The 18,324-nt window shown below is 72.3% G+C and carries 14 protein-coding genes; 9 read left to right on the top strand and 5 right to left on the bottom strand.

Translation table 11 applies throughout. From position 1 onward, the window contains the following. The first annotated feature begins 15 nt into the window (after positions 1-15). The gene (locus tag ACFYY7_RS28485; protein ID WP_388665728.1) at positions 16-1,188 is read left to right on the top strand and encodes a glycosyltransferase; all 1,173 of its coding nucleotides are present in this window, start codon (positions 16-18) and stop codon (positions 1,186-1,188) included. A 52-nt stretch (positions 1,189-1,240) separates the two neighbouring features. Here ACFYY7_RS28485 and ACFYY7_RS28480 read toward each other — a convergent pair whose 3' ends face one another. Beyond that, positions 1,241-2,566, bottom strand: a complete 1,326-nt coding sequence (locus tag ACFYY7_RS28480) for a TerD family protein (RefSeq protein WP_388665726.1) — start codon at positions 2,564-2,566, stop codon at positions 1,241-1,243. Positions 2,567-2,770: 204 nt separating this feature from the next. Between ACFYY7_RS28480 and ACFYY7_RS28475 the strand changes: the two genes are divergently transcribed. Genes ACFYY7_RS28475 through ACFYY7_RS28455 form a run of 5 tightly spaced genes read left to right on the top strand, consistent with a single transcriptional unit; the run spans position 2,771 to position 7,869 of the window. Beyond that, complete coding sequence (locus ACFYY7_RS28475; protein WP_388665724.1) at positions 2,771-3,655, top strand: ABC transporter substrate-binding protein; 885 nt, start codon at positions 2,771-2,773, stop codon at positions 3,653-3,655. A gap of 8 nt (positions 3,656-3,663) precedes the next feature. Next, a complete protein-coding gene (locus tag ACFYY7_RS28470) occupies positions 3,664-4,638 on the top strand; it encodes an amino acid ABC transporter permease (RefSeq protein ID WP_388665722.1) in 975 nt (324 codons plus the stop codon). Continuing rightward, complete coding sequence (locus tag ACFYY7_RS28465; RefSeq protein ID WP_388665720.1) at positions 4,635-5,408, top strand: amino acid ABC transporter ATP-binding protein; 774 nt, start codon at positions 4,635-4,637, stop codon at positions 5,406-5,408. The genes ACFYY7_RS28470 and ACFYY7_RS28465 overlap by 4 nt, the downstream gene beginning before the upstream one ends. Further along, positions 5,408-7,027 carry an amidohydrolase family protein gene (locus ACFYY7_RS28460; protein WP_388665716.1) on the top strand — a complete coding sequence of 540 codons (1,620 nt, stop codon included), beginning with the start codon at positions 5,408-5,410 and terminating at the stop codon, positions 7,025-7,027. Before ACFYY7_RS28465 ends, ACFYY7_RS28460 begins: the two co-directional genes overlap by 1 nt. Then, positions 7,024-7,869 (top strand): serine hydrolase, encoded by an 846-nt coding sequence (locus ACFYY7_RS28455; RefSeq protein ID WP_388665714.1) that lies wholly within the window; start codon positions 7,024-7,026, stop codon positions 7,867-7,869. The genes ACFYY7_RS28460 and ACFYY7_RS28455 overlap by 4 nt, the downstream gene beginning before the upstream one ends. Positions 7,870-7,909: 40 nt before the next feature. Here the strand turns inward: ACFYY7_RS28455 and ACFYY7_RS28450 are convergent, their stop codons facing one another. The 3 genes from ACFYY7_RS28450 to ACFYY7_RS28440 form a co-directional block, all read right to left on the bottom strand. Beyond that, positions 7,910-8,833, bottom strand: a complete 924-nt coding sequence (locus tag ACFYY7_RS28450; protein ID WP_266734991.1) for a LysR family transcriptional regulator — start codon at positions 8,831-8,833, stop codon at positions 7,910-7,912. Further along, positions 8,827-10,149, bottom strand: coding sequence for a diaminopimelate decarboxylase (gene lysA, locus ACFYY7_RS28445; RefSeq protein ID WP_388665712.1), 1,323 nt, complete (start codon positions 10,147-10,149; stop codon positions 8,827-8,829). The genes ACFYY7_RS28450 and lysA overlap by 7 nt, the downstream gene beginning before the upstream one ends. A 696-nt stretch (positions 10,150-10,845) precedes the next feature. After that, complete coding sequence (locus ACFYY7_RS28440; RefSeq protein ID WP_388665710.1) at positions 10,846-11,772, bottom strand: carbohydrate kinase family protein; 927 nt, start codon at positions 11,770-11,772, stop codon at positions 10,846-10,848. 206 nt (positions 11,773-11,978) lie between these two features. Here ACFYY7_RS28440 and ACFYY7_RS28435 point away from each other — a divergent pair, with 206 nt between their 5' ends. The 3 genes from ACFYY7_RS28435 (at position 11,979) to ACFYY7_RS28425 (ending at position 15,894) form a co-directional block, all read left to right on the top strand. Next, positions 11,979-12,470, top strand: coding sequence for a DUF6643 family protein (locus tag ACFYY7_RS28435; RefSeq protein WP_266734996.1), 492 nt, complete (start codon positions 11,979-11,981; stop codon positions 12,468-12,470). A 299-nt stretch (positions 12,471-12,769) separates the two neighbouring features. Beyond that, positions 12,770-13,303, top strand: a complete 534-nt coding sequence (locus ACFYY7_RS28430; RefSeq protein ID WP_388665708.1) for a hypothetical protein — start codon at positions 12,770-12,772, stop codon at positions 13,301-13,303. A 152-nt stretch (positions 13,304-13,455) separates the two neighbouring features. After that, positions 13,456-15,894: a right-handed parallel beta-helix repeat-containing protein gene (locus tag ACFYY7_RS28425; protein WP_388665706.1), complete on the top strand. Its 2,439-nt coding sequence runs from the start codon at positions 13,456-13,458 to the stop codon at positions 15,892-15,894. On the opposite strand, the gene ACFYY7_RS28420 is transcribed toward ACFYY7_RS28425, so the two are convergent. Then, positions 15,864-18,254, bottom strand: coding sequence for a hypothetical protein (locus ACFYY7_RS28420; protein ID WP_388665704.1), 2,391 nt, complete (start codon positions 18,252-18,254; stop codon positions 15,864-15,866). The genes ACFYY7_RS28425 and ACFYY7_RS28420 overlap by 31 nt on opposite strands. Positions 18,255-18,324: the final 70 nt, after the last annotated feature.

The following is an 18,324-nucleotide window of genomic DNA, read 5'->3' as shown; positions in this document are numbered from 1 at the left end:
GGCAGACTGCGGCGGATGAGCGCCGTTGCCTGGATCGCCGTGGGTTCGCTGGCCGCATGGGTGTGGCTGCTGCTGGGACAAGGGTTCTTCTGGCGGACCGACCAGCGGCTGCCCCGCCGGGAGCCCCCCGCCGGATGGCCGTCCGTCGCGATCGTGGTGCCCGCGCGTGACGAGGCCGACATGCTGCCGGTGAGCCTGCCGTCACTGCTGGCGCAGGACTATCCGGGGCGGGCGGAGATCTTTCTCGTCGACGACTGCAGCAAGGACGGGACCGGGGACGTCGCCCGCGCGCTGTCCGTACGGTACGGAGGGCTGCCGGTGACGGTCGTCTCGCCGGGTGAGCCCGAGCCGGGCTGGACGGGCAAGCTCTGGGCGGTGCGGCACGGGATCTCGCTGGCCCGGACCAGGGAGCCGGAGTATCTGCTGCTCACCGACGCCGACATCGCGCACGAGCCGGACAGTCTGCGGGAGCTGGTCGCCGCCGCCGGGTCGGGCGGCTTCGACCTGGTCTCGCAGATGGCCCGGCTGCGGGTGTCGAGTCTCTGGGAGCGGCTGGTGGTGCCGGCCTTCGTTTACTTCTTCTCGCAGCTCTACCCGTTCCGGTGGGTGAATCGGGCGGGTGCCCGGACGGCTGCGGCGGCCGGTGGCTGTGTGCTGCTGCGGACCGGGGCGGCACAGCGGGCCCGGGTGCCGGAGTCGATCCGGCAGGCGGTGATCGACGACGTGTCGCTGGCGCGGGCGGTGCAGCGCAGCGGCGGGCGGATCTGGCTGGGGCTGGCGGAGCGGGTGGACAGCGTGCGGCCGTATCCGCGGCTGGCGGATCTGTGGCGGATGGTGTCGCGGAGCGCGTACGCCCAGTTGCGGCACAGTCCTCCGCTGCTGCTGGGGACGGTGCTGGGGCTCGCGCTGGTCTATCTCGTCCCGCCGGTCGCGCTCGTCTCCGGGCTGCTGACCGGTGACCCGGTGGCGGCGTGGACGGGCGGACTGGCGTGGGCGGTGATGACCGCGACGTATCTGCCGATGCTGGGCTACTACCGGCAGTCGCTGTGGTCGGCTCCGTTGCTGCCGTTCACCGCCGTGCTCTATCTGCTGATGACGGTCGATTCGGCGGTGCAGCACTACCGGGGCCGCGGCGCGGCCTGGAAGGGGCGTACGTACGCCCGTCCCGAGACCGCGCCGGACCGGTGAGCCGAGCCGGCGGTGGGCCGATGGCCGCAGGGCCGGCCGGACCGCCGGGGGGTTATTTACGGCCGGGTGTCCAGTTCATGCCCCACCCGTAGGCGTAGTCGATGGTGCGCTGCGGGCTGACTCCGCGCTCGGGGACGAGGTAGCGGGCCTCGCGCTGCACCGTGAGGTCTCCCCCGTTGTTGGTCAGGAGCGCCAGGGCACAGACCGTGGACGGGACGGTGCATTCGTCGAGCGAGAAGTCGATCGGGGCGCCGTTCTGGGGCTGGAGCGTGACGGTCGCGTGGAGGTCGGCGAAGCTCCGGGCGCCTTCGTAGATGGTGACGAAGATCAGGACGCGCCGGAGCTTGTTCTTGTGGTCGAGGTTGACGGTGAGGTTCTCGCCGGTGGAGACGGCGCCGGTGCGGTCGTCTCCGTCGAGCTGGATATAGGGAGGGTGCTGGAGGGCGCCGAACGCGTTTCCCAGCGCCTGCACGACTCCCTTGCGGCCGTCGGTCAGTTCGTAGAGGGCGCAGAGATCGAGGTCGAGGTCCGAGTGGTTGGCGACCGCTCTGCCGAACTTGCTTCCCCAGCCCTTGAACTGTTTGCGCACTTCCCAGTTGAGATTGACCCGAAGCGCTCCCGAAGTGCCGCCCTGCTTGGCGAGGGAGACCACCGGCGCGTCCTTGGTGAGCGTCACCTTGGACAGGCGGACGGGCGCGGGGGCAGGGGGTGCGGCAGGCGCCGGCGGTGCCATCGGCGGCGCGGGCGGAGCCGACGGCCCGTGGTCGACCCGCGTTGCGCTCTGCGGCTGTTGGGGTGTCCGGGGCCGGAGATCGGGCTGAGCCGGCTGGGGCCGCTGCGGTTCGTCGACGGAGATCCCGAAGTCGGTCGCGAGCCCTTCGAGGCCGGTGTCGTACCCCTGGCCGACGGCGCGGAACTTCCAGGCGCCCTGGCGCCGGTAGAGCTCCCCGAGGATGAACGCGGTCTCGATCGTCGCGTCCGCGCTGTCGAAGCGCGCGATCTCCCGGCCGCTCGCCGCGTCCGTGATCCGTACGTACAGCCCGGCCACCCGGCCGAACGTGCCGCCGTCCGCGGAGGCCGCCAGGACCACCCGGTCGATGGCCGGCTCGACGCGTGCCAGATCGACCGCGAGGCTGTCCGTCGTCCCGTCACCGGCGGTCCGCTTGCCCTCGTGGCGCACCGCGCCGGACGCGTGGGAGGGCTGGTTGTAGAAGACGAAGTCGGCGTCGCCGCGCACCTTTCCCGACGGCATGAGAAGGAGCGCCGAGCCGTCCACGTCCGGTGTCCCCGGGGAGGTGCGCCACCCCAGTTCGACCCGCACCACCTGAGCCGCCACCGGAACATTGGCGCCTTTTTGCATGGTCATGCTCGCCCCCATCGCGAGTCCGGCTGCCCGAAAACCTTTCTCCGACAACCTAATCCCCCGGACCGTCACCGGAGTCACGGACGTCCGGTCCGGTCACCGCGATCCACCGGACCCGTACAGATTTCGATGGTCAGGCATGAATGGCTTCATCATCTTCCGTTCACCGGGGCGCGGCTGCCAGCATCGGCGCACCGCCACCCCTTGAGGGAGAATCCGATGAATCGTCCCCGTTCTCTGCGCTGTCTGGCAGCCCTGGCCGTGGTGGCTCTCGCGGCCACCGCCTGCGGGCGTTCCGGTCAGGGCGAAGCCCCGTCCGAAGCCGCGTCGAAGGCCGCCTCCGGCCGGACCGCGGCCGAGTTGCTGCCCGCCCAGCACCGGGAAAAGGGTGTGCTCCGGGTGGCCACCGCGGTCGGGTACCCGCCGATGGAGATGTACGAGCCCGGCACCACCCGGCTCACCGGCGTCGACCCCGATCTGGCCAAGGCCCTTGCCGAGCGGCTCAAGCTGAAGCTCGAACTCACCAATGCCGCCTTCGACGGACTGATCCCCGGCCTGGAGTCGGGACGGTTCGACCTGGTGATGTCGTCCATGACCGACAGTGCGCAGCGGCGCCGGGCGGTCGACTTCGTCGACTACTTCCGCACCGGCGGCGTCATCATGACGAAGCAGGGCAACCCGCAGGGCATCAAGTCCCTCGCGGACCTCTGCGGAAAGACCGTCGTCCTCGCCAAGGGCAGCTCCAATCTCCACATCGGCGAGGAACAGAACGCCAAGTGCCAGGAGAAGATGCGGATCTCCCAGAGCGAGGACGCACCGACCGGGCTGCTGCAACTGGACAGCGGACGCGCGGTCGCGACCATCGTCGACTATCCCGTCGCCAAGATGTTCACGAAGAAGAGCAGTTCGTACGAGGTCCTGCCGGAGCAGTACGGCACCGCTCCCTGGGGCATCGCGTCCGCGAAGAGCCAGGGCGGACTGCGCGACGCCGTCCACAGGGCCCTGCAGGAGCTCATCGACAACGGCGACTACAAGAAGATCCTCGACACCTGGGGAGTCGGCGACAGCGCGGTGCCCGAGGCCACCGTCAACGACGGGCAGTGAGAACGGACATGAACCCCCAGAAAACACCCGGGCCCGCCCGCGGCGGGGTGCCGGATGCCGGCCCCGCCGACCGGATGCTCCACGAGGACGACCTCTCCCTCCAGGTGACCGGACGCCCGCGTCCCGGCCGCTGGCTCGCGGTCCTCGCCGCCGCCCTGTTCGCGGTGTGGCTCGCCTACACCGTCATCGTCAATCCCAATCTGCACTGGGACATCGTCGCCGAGTACCAGTTCGACGGCGTGATCCTCAAGGGCCTCGGGGTGACCATTCAGCTCACCCTCGTCTCGATGGTGCTCGGCATCGCCATCGGGGTCGTCGTCGCGGTGATGCAGCTGTCCGACAGTCCGGTCCTGCGGCTCACCGCCGGTGCGTACACCTGGTTCTTCCGGGGCACCCCACTGCTGGTCCAGCTCATCTTCTGGTTCAACCTGGCCCTGCTGTTCCCCGTGATAAGCGTCGGGATCCCCTTCGACGGCCCCAAACTCATCAGCTGGCAGTCCAACCAGGTGATCACCGGCTTCGTGGCCGCGCTCCTCGGACTCTCCATCAACGAGGGCGCCTACATGGCCGAGATCGTGCGGGCCGGCATTCAGAGCGTGGATCCCGGCCAGCGCGAGGCGGGCGCCTCCATCGGGATGTCGAACCGCCGGATCCTGTCCCGGATCATCCTTCCGCAGGCGATGCGGGTCATCATCCCGCCGTTCGGCAACCAGTTCATCTCCATGCTCAAGACGACCTCGCTGGTCTCGGTCATCGCCGGTGCCGATCTGATGACCGTCTCCCAGCACCTCTACCTCGCCAATTTCGAAGTGGTCGCCCTGCTCCTGGTGGCCTCGATCTGGTACCTCGTGCTCACCACGATCGCCAGCATCGGTCAGCACGCCGTCGAGCGGCGCTACAGCCCCGGTACCGCTCCCGTGCTGCGGAGCAGGATCCTGGCCAATCTCCTGCCCGGACGCGCCAAGAAGGGGGCAACGGCATGAACGACGTGATCCTCAAGGCCCGCGGGGTCCGCAAGAGGTTCGGTGACACCGAGGTGCTGAGGGGCATCGACCTCGATGTCCGCAGCGGTGAGGTGCTCTGTGTCATCGGCCCCTCCGGGTCAGGGAAGTCCACGCTGCTGCGCTGCTTCAACCACCTCGAGCGGATCGACGCGGGGCGGGTGTGGATGGACGGTGAGCTGGTCGGCTACGAACAGCACGGCCCGTCCGGCCGGGTGCTGCGCGAGCGGCGCGCCCGGGATGTGCGGCGCCAGCGCGAACGGATCGGCATGGTGTTCCAGCGGTTCCACCTGTTCCCGCACCGCACCGCGGTGCAGAACGTGATGGAGGGTCCGGTCGTCGTCAAGGGACGGACCCGTGCGCAGGCCGAGGAGCAGGCCCGCGGGCTGCTGGCCGACGTCGGTCTCGCGGACCGGGCGGACCACTACCCGGGGCAGCTGTCCGGCGGGCAGCAGCAGCGCGTGGCGATCGCCCGCGCGCTGGCCATGGAACCCGCCCTCATGCTCTTCGACGAACCCACCTCCGCCCTCGATCCCGAACTCGTCGGCGAAGTGCTCGGGGTCATGCGCGACCTGGCCCGCAGCGGCATGACGATGGTCGTGGTCACCCACGAGATGGGCTTCGCCCGTGAGGTCGCCGACCGGGTCCTGTTCATGGACCGGGGCGCCGTCGTCGAGGCCGGGAGCCCCGACCTGTTGTTCACCGACCCGCAGCACGAGCGCACGCGGGCCTTCCTGTCGACGGTGCTGTGATGGGCCGCCCCCTCGATCTGCTGCTGCGCGGCGGCACGATCGTGGACGGAACCGGAGCACCCGCGCGGGAGGCGGACATCGCGGTGGTGGACGGGCGGATCGCCGTGCTCCCCGCCGGCGCCCCCGCCACGGCAGCCGAGACCCTGGACGTGGCCGGGCGGGTCGTCGCACCCGGCTTCATCGATGTGCACACGCACTCCGACGCCCTCGCGGCGCCCCACGGGGACGGCGGTACCGCGGAGGCGGCCGACGACCTCCGTCTCGCTCCCCTGCTCCAGGGCGTCACCACGGAGATCTGCGGCAACTGCGGGACCAGCCTGTTCCCCTCGCTCCCCGCGCGGCTGCCGGAACTCGCCGAGCACCTCAGGGTGACGTTCGGGCTCGGACCGGTGCGGCCCGCCGTGGACTTCGACGCGTTCGCCGCCGGTCAGGACCCCGCTCTGCGCCACACCCACATCGCCTCGCTGGTCGGCCACGGCACGCTGCGCGCCGGAGTGATGGGCTTCGAGGCCCGGCCGCCCCGGCCCGGTGAACTGGACGCCATGTGCGCACTGCTGGACCGGGCGCTGGCCCAGGGGGCGGCCGGTCTGTCCACCGGGCTGATCTACCCGCCCGGCACCTACGCCGACACCGAGGAGATCGTCGCGCTGGCCGGGGTCGCCGCCCGGCACGGCAAGCCCTACGTCACCCATCTGCGCGACGAGATGTCACAGGTGGAGTCCGCCCTGGAAGAGGCCCTGGAGATCGCGGTGCGCTCCGGCGCCCCGCTGCAGATCTCCCACCACAAGACCGCGGGCCGGCACGCCTGGGGCGCCACACTGCGCACCCTGCCCCGGCTGGAACGGGCCCGCGCCGAAGGCGTGGACGTGCTGTGCGATGTCTATCCCTACACGGCGGGAAGCACCGTCCTGCACGCCATGCTGCCCCCGTGGGCGAGTGAGGGCGGCGTCGGCGCCCTGCTGGAGCGGTTGCGCCGCCCCGAGACTCGCGACCGGATCAGGAGGGATATCGCCCGGGGCGTCGAGGGGTGGGAGAACACCGTGGGGAACGGCGGCTGGGACCTCATCTCGGTGGCCGCCGCGCAGACACATCCCGAGGCCGAGGGGCGCACCATCGCCGAACTCGCGGCCGAGCGGGGCGTCCATCCGGTCGACCAGGCGTGCGATCTCCTGCTGGCCGAGCAGGGCGAAGTGACCATCATCAGCCATTCCATGCGCGAGGACGACGTCCGCCGGGTCCTCGCCAGCCCGCTGTCGATGATCGGCTCGGACGGCGTGCCCAAACCCGGCCGTCCGCATCCGCGCTGGGCGGGAAGTTTCGCCCGGGTGCTCGGCCACTACGCCCGCGACGAGCAACTGCTCCCGCTGGAGAGCGTGGTGCACAAGATGACCGGACTGCCCGCCGGGCGGTTCGGCCTCACCGGCCGCGGCGTGGTCCGCGACGGCGCCGTCGCCGATCTCGTCGTACTCGACCCGGCGTCGGTGCGCGACACCGCCGACTTCGACCGGCCCCTGCTGACGCCCGAAGGCATCGATACTGTCGTGGTGTCGGGGCGGATCGCGGCGAGAGACGGCCGCCCGACCTCGGCGCGGGCGGGAGAAGTGGTGAGGATCCGATGAGTCTGGCCCAGGTGGCCGCGGCGGCGCGGCGCTCGGCCGCGCTGCCGCTCACCCTCGCCGTCGCCGCCGTCGACATCGACGGCGGCGGCACGGTGGGGGTGGACGAGCGCACCGTGCTGCCGGTGGCGTCCGCCTCGAAGCTGCTGCTGCTCGCCGAGGTCGCACACCGGCTGGACAGCGGGGAACTGCCCGCCGACCGTGTCGTGGAGGTCCTCGACGAGGACGTGGCGGAGGGCACCGGTCTGCTGCGCAGGCTGAGCGGGCGCGGCTGGACCGTCGAGGATCTGGCCTGGCTGACGGCCTCGGTGAGCGACAACACCGCCACCAACGCCCTGTTGCGCCTCGTGGGGCGGGAGTCCACGGCCCGGCTGGCACGGGAGCTCGGGCTCGATCACCTCACGCTGCACGACAGGGTCCGCGACGTCCGGGGCCCGGGCGTGCCACCCGTCTTCGCCACCGGCACCGCACGGGACCTGGCGCGGCTGGTGACGCACGCGGTGCGCGGCACCATGAGCAGCCCGGCGGCCTCCGCCCGGCTGCTGAGCTGGATGCGTGCCAACACCGACCACGGCCTGGTCCCCGCGCTGATCGACCACGACCCGTACGCCCCGGGCTTTCCCGAACGGCTGCGCGACGGGCTCCTGGTGGCCAACAAGACCGGCACCGACACCGGGGTCCGTGCCGACGCCGGTGTCATCGTGGGCAGGCGCCGGCTGGCGTACGCGGTGGTGGCGCACTGGGACACGGCGCTGGGCCCGAGCACCGAGCGGGCCGCGGTGCATGCCATCCGGGACGTGGGGCGGACCCTCGCGGCCTGTGCCGGGCGCCCGACCGCCGGCTGAGAAACCCCCGGGGACGCGGTGGGCGTGACCGGCGTACCGGTCACGCCCACTGCACTTCCAGCAGCGACCGGATCTCCTCGGCGGCCGACCGCAGGTCCGCGAGGAAGATCTTCAGCAGCGGGTTGCGGTTGGTGGGCCGGGTGGCGACGCCGATGCGCCGGTGCAGCCGGGGGTGGTCCAGTCGGCAGACGTGCACGCCTGCGGTGTCGCCGAGCCCGAGGGCCGGGACGAGTGCGATGCCCATGCCCGCGCGGGCCAGGTTGATCGTGACCTGGTAGTGATCGCTGCGGCAGCGCACCCGGGGCCGGAAACCCTCTGCCGCGCACGCCCGCTCCAGAACCGGTTCGCCGGTGTGGCCGCCGTGCGTACCGATCCAGCTCTCCCCCTCAAGGGCGGCGAGCCGGACCGCGGCGTGCCGCCCGAGGCGGTGCCGCAGGGGAAGGACCACCAGCTGCGGCTCGTCGAAGAACATCTCCACGTCCACGGTTGCCTGCCGGCACCAGGGGTCGAGCGGATGCTCGAAGACGACCGCGGCGTCGAGCCGGCCCGCCTCCAGGTCGGGCACCAGCTCGTGCGGCTGTCCCAGAATCAGCTCCAGCTCGACCTGGGGCCGGTTCGCCGAGAACGCCGACAGGGCCCGGGGCAGCAGCTCCAGGCCCGAGGAGGCGAAGAAGCCCAGCCGCAGGACCCCCGCCTCGCCCTCGGAGTGCGCCCGCAGGTCGTCCCGGGCCACGGCCATCAGGTCGGCAACCGCCTGCGCGTGTTCGGCCAGTCGCACCCCGGCCGCGGTCAGCCGCAGGCTCTGCGGCTGCCGTTCCACCAACGCCACTCCGAGCTCCTGCTCCAGCCGGGCCAGCTGGTGCGAGATCGCGGAGGGGCTCAGATGCAGCGCCTGGGCCGCGGCCACGATGGTGCCGGTACGGGCGATCTCCAGCAGGACGAGCAGTCGGGCACTGTTCAGCATCGGGTCAGGTTAAGGGCTGTCCCGTGATCCCTGGCGGGCTCGTCCACGTCCAGGCGCAGCAGGTCCTCCTCGGTCTCCCGGCGCACCACGGTGCGGGCGTGGCCGTCGCGTACGAAGACGACGGCGGGACGCGGCAGTTTGTTGTAGTTGGAGGCCATGGCGTATCCGTAGGCGCCGGTGACCGGCGTGGCCAGGAGGTCGTCCACCGCGACGTCGGCGGGCAGGGCGGCGTCGTCGACGATCACGTCACCGCTCTCGCAGTGCTTGCCGACCAGCCGTGCCCGCATGGGCCTGGGGGCGCGCGGGCTGCGCGGCAGGAACACCTCGTAGCGGCTGCCGTACAGGGCGGGGCGCAGGTTGTCGCTCATCCCGCCGTCCACGCCGACGTACGTCCGCACGCCCTCGATGCGCTTGATCGTGCCCACCCGGTAGAGGGTCAGCCCGGCGCGGGCGGCGATGGAACGGCCGGGCTCCACGGTCACCGGGGAACCCCAGCCCGCGTCACGCACCGCGATCCGTACCCGGGCCGCCCATTCGGCGAACGACGGTGCGGTCTGTCCCGCCTCGTACGCGACGCCGAGGCCGCCGCCGACCGTGAGCCGGTGCATCCCGGTGTCGGCGGCGAACCGCGCGACGGCGGCGGCGCCGGCCGCGAGTTCCGCGGTGTCCAGCACCTGCGAGCCCACATGCGCGTGGACGCCTTCCAGGGTCATCGCCGGGGAACCGGCGGCTCGGCGCACGGCGGCCGCCGCGGTTCCGCCGGCGAGGCCGAAGCCGAACTTCGAGTCGTTGCCACCGGTGCGGATCGCCTCGTGCGCACCGGCGGCCACTCCGGGCGCCACCCGCAGCTGGATCCGGGCGGGCGGCAGGTGTTCCTCGGCATGCAGCCGCTCGATGCGGTCCATCTCGTCGAAGCTGTCGACCACCAGGTGCCGCACCCGGGCGGACATGGCGGTGCGCAGCTCCGTCGCGTCCTTGTTGTTGCCGTGCAGGACGATCCGGTCGGCGGGCACCCCGGCGTGCAGCGCGACCCGCAGCTCGCCGCCGGAGGCGACATCGAGCAGCAGCCCCTCTTCGTGGGCCAGCCTGGCCATGGCCGTACACAGGAACGCCTTGGAGGCGTAGGCGACGTTGTCCCGGCCGAAGGCGGCGACCGCCTCCCGGCAGCGCCGGCGCAGATGCTCCTCGTCGTACACGAAGAGGGGCGTTCCGAAACGCCGTGCCAGTTCGGTGAGCAGGACGCCACCGACGGCCAGCCCTTCCGGACGTGTTTCGGAAGTGCCGGGCAGCAGGCCCGATTCGATGGCTGACGTCATGCGTTCCTCCCCGGAAGCCGGCTCGCAGCCATCCTGCGGCCTGCACAGGAGGTCATAAAAGCGCATTCTTCTATGGCTGAGCCTCATGGATTTCGATGCTCGCACCATGCTGCCGGTGCCGGTGCGCCGCCCCGGCACGACGCGGCCGGTGCGCGGCTGCGCCGGCTCCGCCGGTTTCCGTGGGTGGCCCGGTGGCGCACCGTGTCCCGGGCGAGCCCCGTATCCCTTCGGCGGACGAGGTCACCCTTGATCGGCCTCAGATCCTGGATCGTCGCCGGTTCGTCCGCTCGCGCCGTACCGGTCACCGCGCCGAGCTCCGTCACGGCCAAGAGCCCGTCGGCCGGTGACGCGGCGGCCGCCTCCCGCGGCGGGCCCGCCTTCGACTCGGGTCCGGCCGGGGCGGCGCTGCGGCGCCTGCTCCCGCACCACGCCGGGCAGTGTGCTCCGGGGCATCGTCCATCTCCCGGAGGGCACCGGCGGCAAGCCGGCCGCGTACGGGCTTCTTCGCCGAACTGTCCTGGCGAACGGGGCCGTTGGACCACTCCGCCTGGTTCGCCGCCTACGCCGCGCGACGCTACGGCGGCGCCGGCCCCCGCATGCAGCCAGGGCTTGGGAAATCCTGCGCACCGGCCCGTACAGCACTCCGTCCGGCACCCGGAGCGAGTCCCGGGACAGCAGCGCTCGGTGCCGCCCCGGCTACTGGCTCCCGTCCCGGTCGTGGTCCGACGCCAGCAGGACTTCCCTCGGGACGAGGGCGGTGGATCCCGGCGCGGTGCAGGCGTAAGCCCCCGCCACGGCTCCCAGCCGGGCGCACTCCAGCGGATCCCGGCCTGCGAGCCTCCCGTACAGGAAGCCGCAGACGTACGCGTCGCCCGCGCCGTTGGAGTCCACCACCGGTGCGGGCGGGACGGTCGCGGGGACGTGGTGCGGGGTGGGGCCGCCGTCCCGGGTGAGTACGTGGGAGCCGCCCGCGCCCGCCGTGGCGACCACGGTGTCGGCGCGGCCCTCGCGGAGGATCTCCCGCATCAGGGCGAAGGTGCCCTCGCCCGCGCCCGCCGCGCTGAGGAAGACGAGGTCGGAGCGGAGCGCGAACTCCCGGTGGTGGTAGGCCAGTCCGTCCCAGTCGTGCAGGTCCGTGGAGACGGGTACGCCGAGTTCCTCGATGTCGTCGTAGAGGAAGCGCGTGAAGTTCATGATGGACAGGTGGACGTGGCGGGTACGCCGCAGCCTCGGCAGGTAGAAATCCCGGGGCATTCTCAGGTCGGCGGGGTCGCGGGCGTCGTAGAACGACATCCGGCGTCCGGTCGCGTCCACCAGGTTCACGGCGCGGCGGGTGCCCGCAGCGGAGATCAACGGGGCGAACTCCACGTCCCCTTCGGCCAGGCGCTCGCGCACCTGGGCACCGGTCCAGTCGTCGCCGATGCAGTCGAGGAGCGCGACCTCCAGTCCGAGTGCCCGGGTGCCGAGCGCCACGTTCCCCCCGGTATGGCCCGGCCATTCCTCGATCGGCCCGACATGGACCGAGTCGGCGAGCGGGACGGGCAGGGTGTCGACCCGCACGATGGTGTCCACGCCACTGCCTCCGACGACCAGGACGTCGTACTCCGTGTGCTCTCGGGTCACCGCTGAGCCCTCCCGTTGCCGTGGCGGCCCAGTATGCCGTGGGCCGCATGTTCTTCCACACGGTCCGTCAGGGGCGGAAAAGCCCCCGCTCCTAACGGATCCTTTATCCCTGTTTTGCCAGGTCAGGCGGCCAGAACCGGCGTAAAACGGATGACCCCAAGATTAGGTCTCCCCAACCAGCACATCGTGGGCTTAACTTAGGTGTCATGACCTCCCCCCGCTCCACCTACGGCGGCGGCTACTACGCCGCACCGTCGTTCCCCGACACTCCGATCTACGACTCCCTGGTCGCGGAGCGGGGCACCCCTCAGATCGCTCCGATCCGAGTGCCTGCCGCCTACGACACCGGCAACAGCTATCTGCCGGCGCTCCCGGCGGCGCTGCCGGCTCTTCCTGCGGCACCTTCCCAGCCCGGTCCGTCGTACGGCTACCAGCAGCCGGCGGCTCAGCAGGGTTACGCGCCGATGCAGCCCGCGCAACTGCAGCACGCGCCGGCGCCGTACATCCCGCAGCAGCCGTCCGCGGCCCGCGGCGGATACCAGGCGCCCTACCCGCAGCAACAGCAGCGGCCCGCGCCGGGCACCGGTTACGAGGCGATGCGTCCGGCGTCGCCCCGCCCGGCGCCCACCCGGCCGGCCCCGGCTCCCTCGCCCTACGAGGACCCGTACAACCGCCCGTACCAGGGCCGGGGGTACTGAGCCGACATCACACGCAGTCGCACGGAGTCGTCGTCGAGCCATGGGGACTCGACGGCGACTTCGGCGTTCTCGCTCCGGACGTGCCGTCAGTCCGGGGCGGGCCGACGGGAACTCATGGGGGTGGGTCGCGCGTTGGCCGGGGTGAGGTTGCTCTCTCTTCGCTCCTTCACCACGCGAAGCGTGCCGTATCAGGCTAAGACGGATACGGAAGGGGGTGCAGGACTGTGCGAGCGGTTACGGGTGTTTGGCGCTGGCGGCACAATCCCCTGCGCCGCGCCACTGACCGGCGCGAGGCATGGGTGGCTCTTGTCGCGTTGCTCCTGATGGTGCTGGCGGCGCCGGCCCTGGGCTGGGTGTGCGGGTCGTACGCAGACGACGCCCTGCAGGAATCGGTGCGGCTCCAGCAGGCCGAACGTCGTGCCACCACCGCGGTCGTGCTGCGCCGGGCACCGCGGCCGCCGCGTTTCGCCACCGACCCCGAGGTGTCCTCGGAGCGCGGTTCGCAGACCCCGGTGGTGGCGCGCTGGAAGGCCCCGGACGGCACCGCCCGCCGCGGCACGGTGATGACCTCGTCCCGGAGGACCGCCCCGGGCACCAGGGTGGAGATCTGGACGGATCTCGACGGCCGCCCCGCCATACGCCCCATGGACGCCCCGACGGCCCGTACCCACGCGGTGCTGGCCGGGCTCGGCGCGACGATGCTCGCCGTCGGACTGATCGAGGGTGTACGGCAACTGATCGTCCGGCACATGGTGCGCGGACGGTACAACCGGATCGACCAGGACTGGGCCAAGACCGGTCCGGACTGGGGCAGGACCGGAACCGGCAGCTGATCAGCTGGTGATCGGGGCAACTCCCGCCCGCCGCGCGCGCTACGGTGGACCGGCCCGCCCGCTTTCCCGGTGGGCGGTCCCGGGATTCGCCGCTGCCGTAAGGCCGGTGACACGGGTATCACGCACGCACGAGGTGGGGGCACAACAGCGCCATGGCACAGGGCACGGTCCAGGTGACGCACACCGGCACATCGCGGTGGCGGCGCCGCACAGGCGAATACGCCTCCCTCACCGCAGCCCTGGAGGCCGCGGCCGACGGTGATGTCCTCACCATCGCGCCGGGCACCTACCGGGAGAATCTGGTCCTGCACCGCGCGGTGACCCTGCGCGGACCCGAGGGTTCCGTCGGCTCCGTCCGGATCGCCCCGCCCGACGGGGTCCCGCTGACCGTCCGCGCCTCCGCCGTCGTCACGGACCTGCATGTGGAGGGCCAGGACTCGACGGCCCCCGCACTGCTCGTCGAGGACGGCGCACCGGACATCGCGGACCTGCGGATCGTCACCCGCTCCGCCGCCGGGATCGAGGTGCGCGGTACGGCCCGGCCGACCGTGCGCCGCTGCACGGTCGACAACCCCGCCGGGGTCGGCATCGCCGTACTCGACGGCGCGGGCGGGGTGTTCGAGGAGTGCGAGGTCGTCTCCGCCGGGCAGTCCGGGGTCTCGGTCCGCGACGGCGCGCATCCGCGGCTGGAGCGCTGCCGGGTCCACCACGCGTCGGGCGCGGGCCTCAGCGTCACCGGCGAGGGCAGCGCCCTGGAGGGCGTCGGCTGCGAGGTGTACGAGATCAAGGGCAGCGGGATACAGGTGACCGCGCGTGCGGCCGCCCATCTCACCGACTGCACGGTGCACCGCACTTCGGCGGACGGTGTCACGCTCGACACCGACGCGGTACTGACGCTCGCCGACTGCGACATCCACGACATCCCGGAGAACGCGGTGGACCTGCGTTCCCGTTCGGTCCTCACTCTGACCCGCTCCACGGTGCGCCGCTTCGGCCGCAACGGCCTCTCGGTCTGGGATCCCGGCACCCGGGTCGACGCCAACCAGTGCGAGATCCACGACAGTACGGGCGACTACCCGGCGGTCTGGGTGAGCGACGGGGCGACGGTGATACTGGACTCCTGCCGGGTCCATGACGTGCCGGACGCCATCTTCGTGCTCGACCGGGGCTCGCGCGCCGACGTCGTCGACAGCGATCTGTCCCAGGTCCGCAACACCGCGGTGTCGGTGAGCGACGGGGCGACCGCGCAGCTGGACGACTGCCGCATCCGTGAGGCGTCCACCGGCGCCTGGTTCCGCGACCACGGCAGCGGGGGCACGCTGAACAACTGCACCATCGACGCGGCGCAGACCGGAGTGATCGTCACCAAGGGCGCCGACCCGACGATCGAGCGCTGCACGGTCACCTCGCCCGCCGAGGCCGGTTTCTACGTGTCCGCCGAGGGCCGCGGCACGTTCAACAGCTGCCGGGTCACCGGCAGCGACGGCTACGGCTTCCATGTGATGGACGGCTGCCGTACGACGCTGACCCGTTGCCGGACCGAGCGGTGCGCCCGCGGTGGCTACGAGTTCGCCGAGCCCGCTGTCACGCACGGCGACGGCCAGGGAACCGGCCCCGTGGTGGAGGACTGCACGAGCGACGAGAGCGCGCTGCGTCCCCCCGCTCCCCCGGCACCCACCGTGCTGACGGCGACGCAGTCGGCCCCAGGACTGCTCGGCGGCGTTCCCGGACAGCGCGCCGTCGAGCCCGCCCCGGCCGAGGTGCCCGCCACCGCGCCGGCGCGCGGGTCCGACGCGGTGCTCGGGGAACTGGACGCGCTGGTGGGCCTGGACAGCGTCAAGCGGGAGGTGCGCGCCCTCACCGACATGATCGAGGTGGGCCGGCGGCGCCAGGAGGCCGGACTCAAGGCGGCGTCCGTCCGCCGCCATCTCGTCTTCACCGGCTCCCCCGGCACCGGGAAGACCACCGTGGCCCGGCTGTACGGCGAGATCCTCGCCTCGCTCGGGGTGCTGGAGCGGGGCCATCTGGTCGAGGTGTCCCGTGTCGATCTGGTCGGTGAGCACATCGGCTCGACCGCCATCCGGACCCAGGATGCCTTCGACCGGGCGCGCGGCGGGGTGCTGTTCGTCGACGAGGCGTACGCCCTGTCGCCCGAGGACTCCGGCCGGGACTTCGGCCGGGAGGCGATCGACACGCTGGTGAAGCTGATGGAGGACCACCGGGACGCGGTGGTCGTCATCGTCGCCGGCTACACCCACGAGATGGAGCGGTTCCTCACCGTCAACCCCGGGGTGGCGTCCCGTTTCTCAAGGACCATCACTTTCAGCGACTACGAGCCCGCCGAGCTGCTGCGCATCGTGGAGCAGCAGGCCGACGAGCACGAGTACAGCCTGGCCTCCGGGACCGGGGAGGCGCTGCTGAAGTACTTCGCCGAGCTGCCGAAGGGGCCGGCGTTCGGCAACGGCCGTACCGCGCGCCAGACCTTCGAGTCGATGGTGGAGCGGCATGCGGGCCGGGTCGCCCAGCTCGCCGAGCCGAGCACGGACGACCTGACCCTGCTCTACCCGGAAGACCTCCCTGAACTGCCCTGAGTCCGCGGGGTCTTGGTGGTGTCCTCCCCGTCGGACTGGCGGGGCAGGACCGGGTCCAGTCGTTCCAGGAGCGCGGCCCGCTCCTGGGCGAAGACCGGGTCGGCCTGGTAGTCCGAGTGCCCCAGTACGGCTTCGGGCAGCGGATGTTCGCGGGTCCGCCCGTAGGCCAGGGGGTCCTTCAGCGGCCCTCGGTCGACCTCGGGCCCGGGGCCCTCGTCGAGCCGGACCCGGCCGCCGATCGGGTCGGTGGCCCGCCACAGGTTGCGCCAGCAGTGCACGGAGCGGTGCAGGGCGTGCAGCGGCCCGGGGCCGAAGTAGGCCGGGAACCAGCGCGCGTACAGTCGCTCGATCGGCGAGCCGTAGGTGAGCAGGGCGACCCGGCTGCGGGTCTCGGCGGGCAGCTGCCAGACCGCGGACGCGGCGAGGACGCTGCCCTGGGAGTGCCCGGAGATGACGAGCCTGCCCCGGGTGAGCGCGGTCCAGGCGGACATCCGTGACGCCAGGTCGGGGACGGCCCGCTCGGCGTAGCAGGGCGGTGCGAAGGGGTGGGCGGCGCGCGGCCAGAACGTACCGACGTCCCAGAGGATGCCGATGGTGCGCCGGGCCGAGGCGTCGCGGTAGGCGCGCCGTCCCCAGGTGACGAAGAGGATGAAGCCGAGTCCGACCATCCAGGAGCCGGTGGACTGCGCGGCCTGGGCCACGGACTCGACGAACGGGCCGCTGCCCTTCATCGCGAGTCCTGGCACCTGGTCGCTCACCCAGGCCCCGAAGACCGCCGCCGCGCCGAGCAGCAAGGTGGCGGCGCAGACCGGCCCGAGGATCCAGGGGGCGGAGTCGGTGAGGGCGGCCGTGGCCTGGATGCGGGCGATCTGCCGGGTGCGGGCCGGGTCCGGCCGTTCGTCCGCGTACGCCCGGTCGATCTCCGGCTCCAGGGCGCGGGCGGCGAGCCAGGTCCGTACGAGCAGCACCAGGGCGGGGACCGCCAGCAGCACCAGGAGCACGGGGATGACCGACGCCTGCCAGCTGAGCAGTACCGGCGGGCCCTCGATGACGGAGCTCCGGCCCATGCCGGGGGTGCCGGGGCCGTCGAGCCAGTCGGCGACGCGCTGGGAGACCCCGCCGCTCATGACGCCGCCGAGGGCGCAGGCGAGCATCGCGACCACGGGCCCGCCGAGTCCGTACATGACGGTGCGGGGTTCCGGGGTCCGGCGGTACAGGCTCAGTGACACCACGGCGAGTGCGACGACGAGTGTCCCCTGGGCGAGGGTGATGACGCTGAAGGCGAGATCGCCGGGCAGGGCGCCGGCCGAGGTCCAGTCGGGGCGGGACCAGGCGGCGTACGCCGCGGCGAGGACCAGCAGGGCCAGGGCCGCGCCGGGCAGGTAGGTGATGAGGGCGCGGTCGAGCCGGTTGTCCAGGCGCCGTTCGCTGCGGCCGCGGCGGCAGACCACCCAGAGCACGACGAGTCCGCCCAGGACCAGTGCCGCCTCGATCAGCCGGCCGATAATGCCGGGTACGGGTCCGGTGACGGCCCGGTCGTGGCGGGCCGCGGCGCCCGCGACCGAGGCGGCGACGGTCAGGAATCCGGCGGCGGTGTGGGCGGCGCGCAGCCGGGCGACCAGCCGGCGGCCGTACCAGAATCCGGGCCGGCCGAGGGCGGGGCGGACGACGGGCACGGTGCCGGTGGCGGCCGGGGCGGGCGTGGGGTCGAGATCGTCCGGCTCGGTTCCGGTGAGCGGGCGCTGTGATTCGTACGCGCTCCAGGTCCGGTTGGACAGGAACCAGAGCAGCGCCACCAGGGCGGTGGGCACCAGGGCGGCCAGGGCGAGCCTGCGGCCCGGCTGGGACCACCAGCCGCCCTGTGCCGTCGACAGGAAGCCGAGCCAGGACCGCTGGTTCGAGCAGTCCGGCACGCCCGCGCACTGCCAGGCCGCCAGGTCGAGCGCGACCTCGCAGGCCGCCGCGGTCAGCAGCACCGTGAGGCTGAGCGCGACGAGCCGGACGAGGACGCCGTACAGGCGCACCGTGCGGGTACGGGAGCGGGCGGTGGGGCGCATCCAGTGGGCGAGGTTGACCACCATGAACGGGAGCAGCAGCAGCCACAGGGCGCGGGAGCCGTTGCCGGAGGTCAGGTTGGACCAGCAGTAGGCCTCGGGGATGGGGCGGTCGCGGTAGCGCTCCGGGTGCTGTTCGGCGTCCGTGTCCTCGGCCCGGCGGTAGATGGCGGCGGTCGCGTCGCCGGTGATCCGGACGGTACGCGGGTCGTCGAGCATCTCCTGGGGGGTGGCGCCGCCCACGCCGTGGACCAGCAGTTCCAGCGCGGGCCCGGGGCTCTGCGGGGCCTGGGGGGCAGGTGGCACGGGAGTGGCTCGCTCTCTCGGTCGTGGGGGGGTTCGGTGCGCGGTCACCAGAATCGCGGAAAGGGGCCGG

Origin of the sequence: Streptomyces sp. NPDC001933 (assembly GCF_042890955.1) — a bacterium.
Classification (GTDB): Bacteria; Actinomycetota; Actinomycetes; order Streptomycetales; family Streptomycetaceae; genus Streptomyces.
Note: the sequence above shows the minus strand (reverse complement) of the source record. Positions and strands in the feature narration are given on the sequence as shown.

Excerpts from the sequence above, each read along its gene's own strand:
- ACFYY7_RS28485 (WP_388665728.1), top strand. The coding sequence starts at position 16 with ATGAGCGCCGTTGCCTGGATCGCCGTGGGTTCGCTGGCCGCATGGGTG.
- ACFYY7_RS28480 (WP_388665726.1), bottom strand. The coding sequence starts at position 2,566 with ATGGGGGCGAGCATGACCATGCAAAAAGGCGCCAATGTTCCGGTGGCG.
- ACFYY7_RS28475 (WP_388665724.1), top strand. The coding sequence starts at position 2,771 with ATGAATCGTCCCCGTTCTCTGCGCTGTCTGGCAGCCCTGGCCGTGGTG.
- ACFYY7_RS28470 (WP_388665722.1), top strand. The coding sequence starts at position 3,664 with ATGAACCCCCAGAAAACACCCGGGCCCGCCCGCGGCGGGGTGCCGGAT.
- ACFYY7_RS28465 (WP_388665720.1), top strand. The coding sequence starts at position 4,635 with ATGAACGACGTGATCCTCAAGGCCCGCGGGGTCCGCAAGAGGTTCGGT.
- ACFYY7_RS28460 (WP_388665716.1), top strand. The coding sequence starts at position 5,408 with ATGGGCCGCCCCCTCGATCTGCTGCTGCGCGGCGGCACGATCGTGGAC.
- ACFYY7_RS28455 (WP_388665714.1), top strand. The coding sequence starts at position 7,024 with ATGAGTCTGGCCCAGGTGGCCGCGGCGGCGCGGCGCTCGGCCGCGCTG.
- ACFYY7_RS28450 (WP_266734991.1), bottom strand. The coding sequence starts at position 8,833 with ATGCTGAACAGTGCCCGACTGCTCGTCCTGCTGGAGATCGCCCGTACC.
- lysA (WP_388665712.1), bottom strand. The coding sequence starts at position 10,149 with ATGACGTCAGCCATCGAATCGGGCCTGCTGCCCGGCACTTCCGAAACA.
- ACFYY7_RS28435 (WP_266734996.1), top strand. The coding sequence starts at position 11,979 with ATGACCTCCCCCCGCTCCACCTACGGCGGCGGCTACTACGCCGCACCG.
- ACFYY7_RS28425 (WP_388665706.1), top strand. The coding sequence starts at position 13,456 with ATGGCACAGGGCACGGTCCAGGTGACGCACACCGGCACATCGCGGTGG.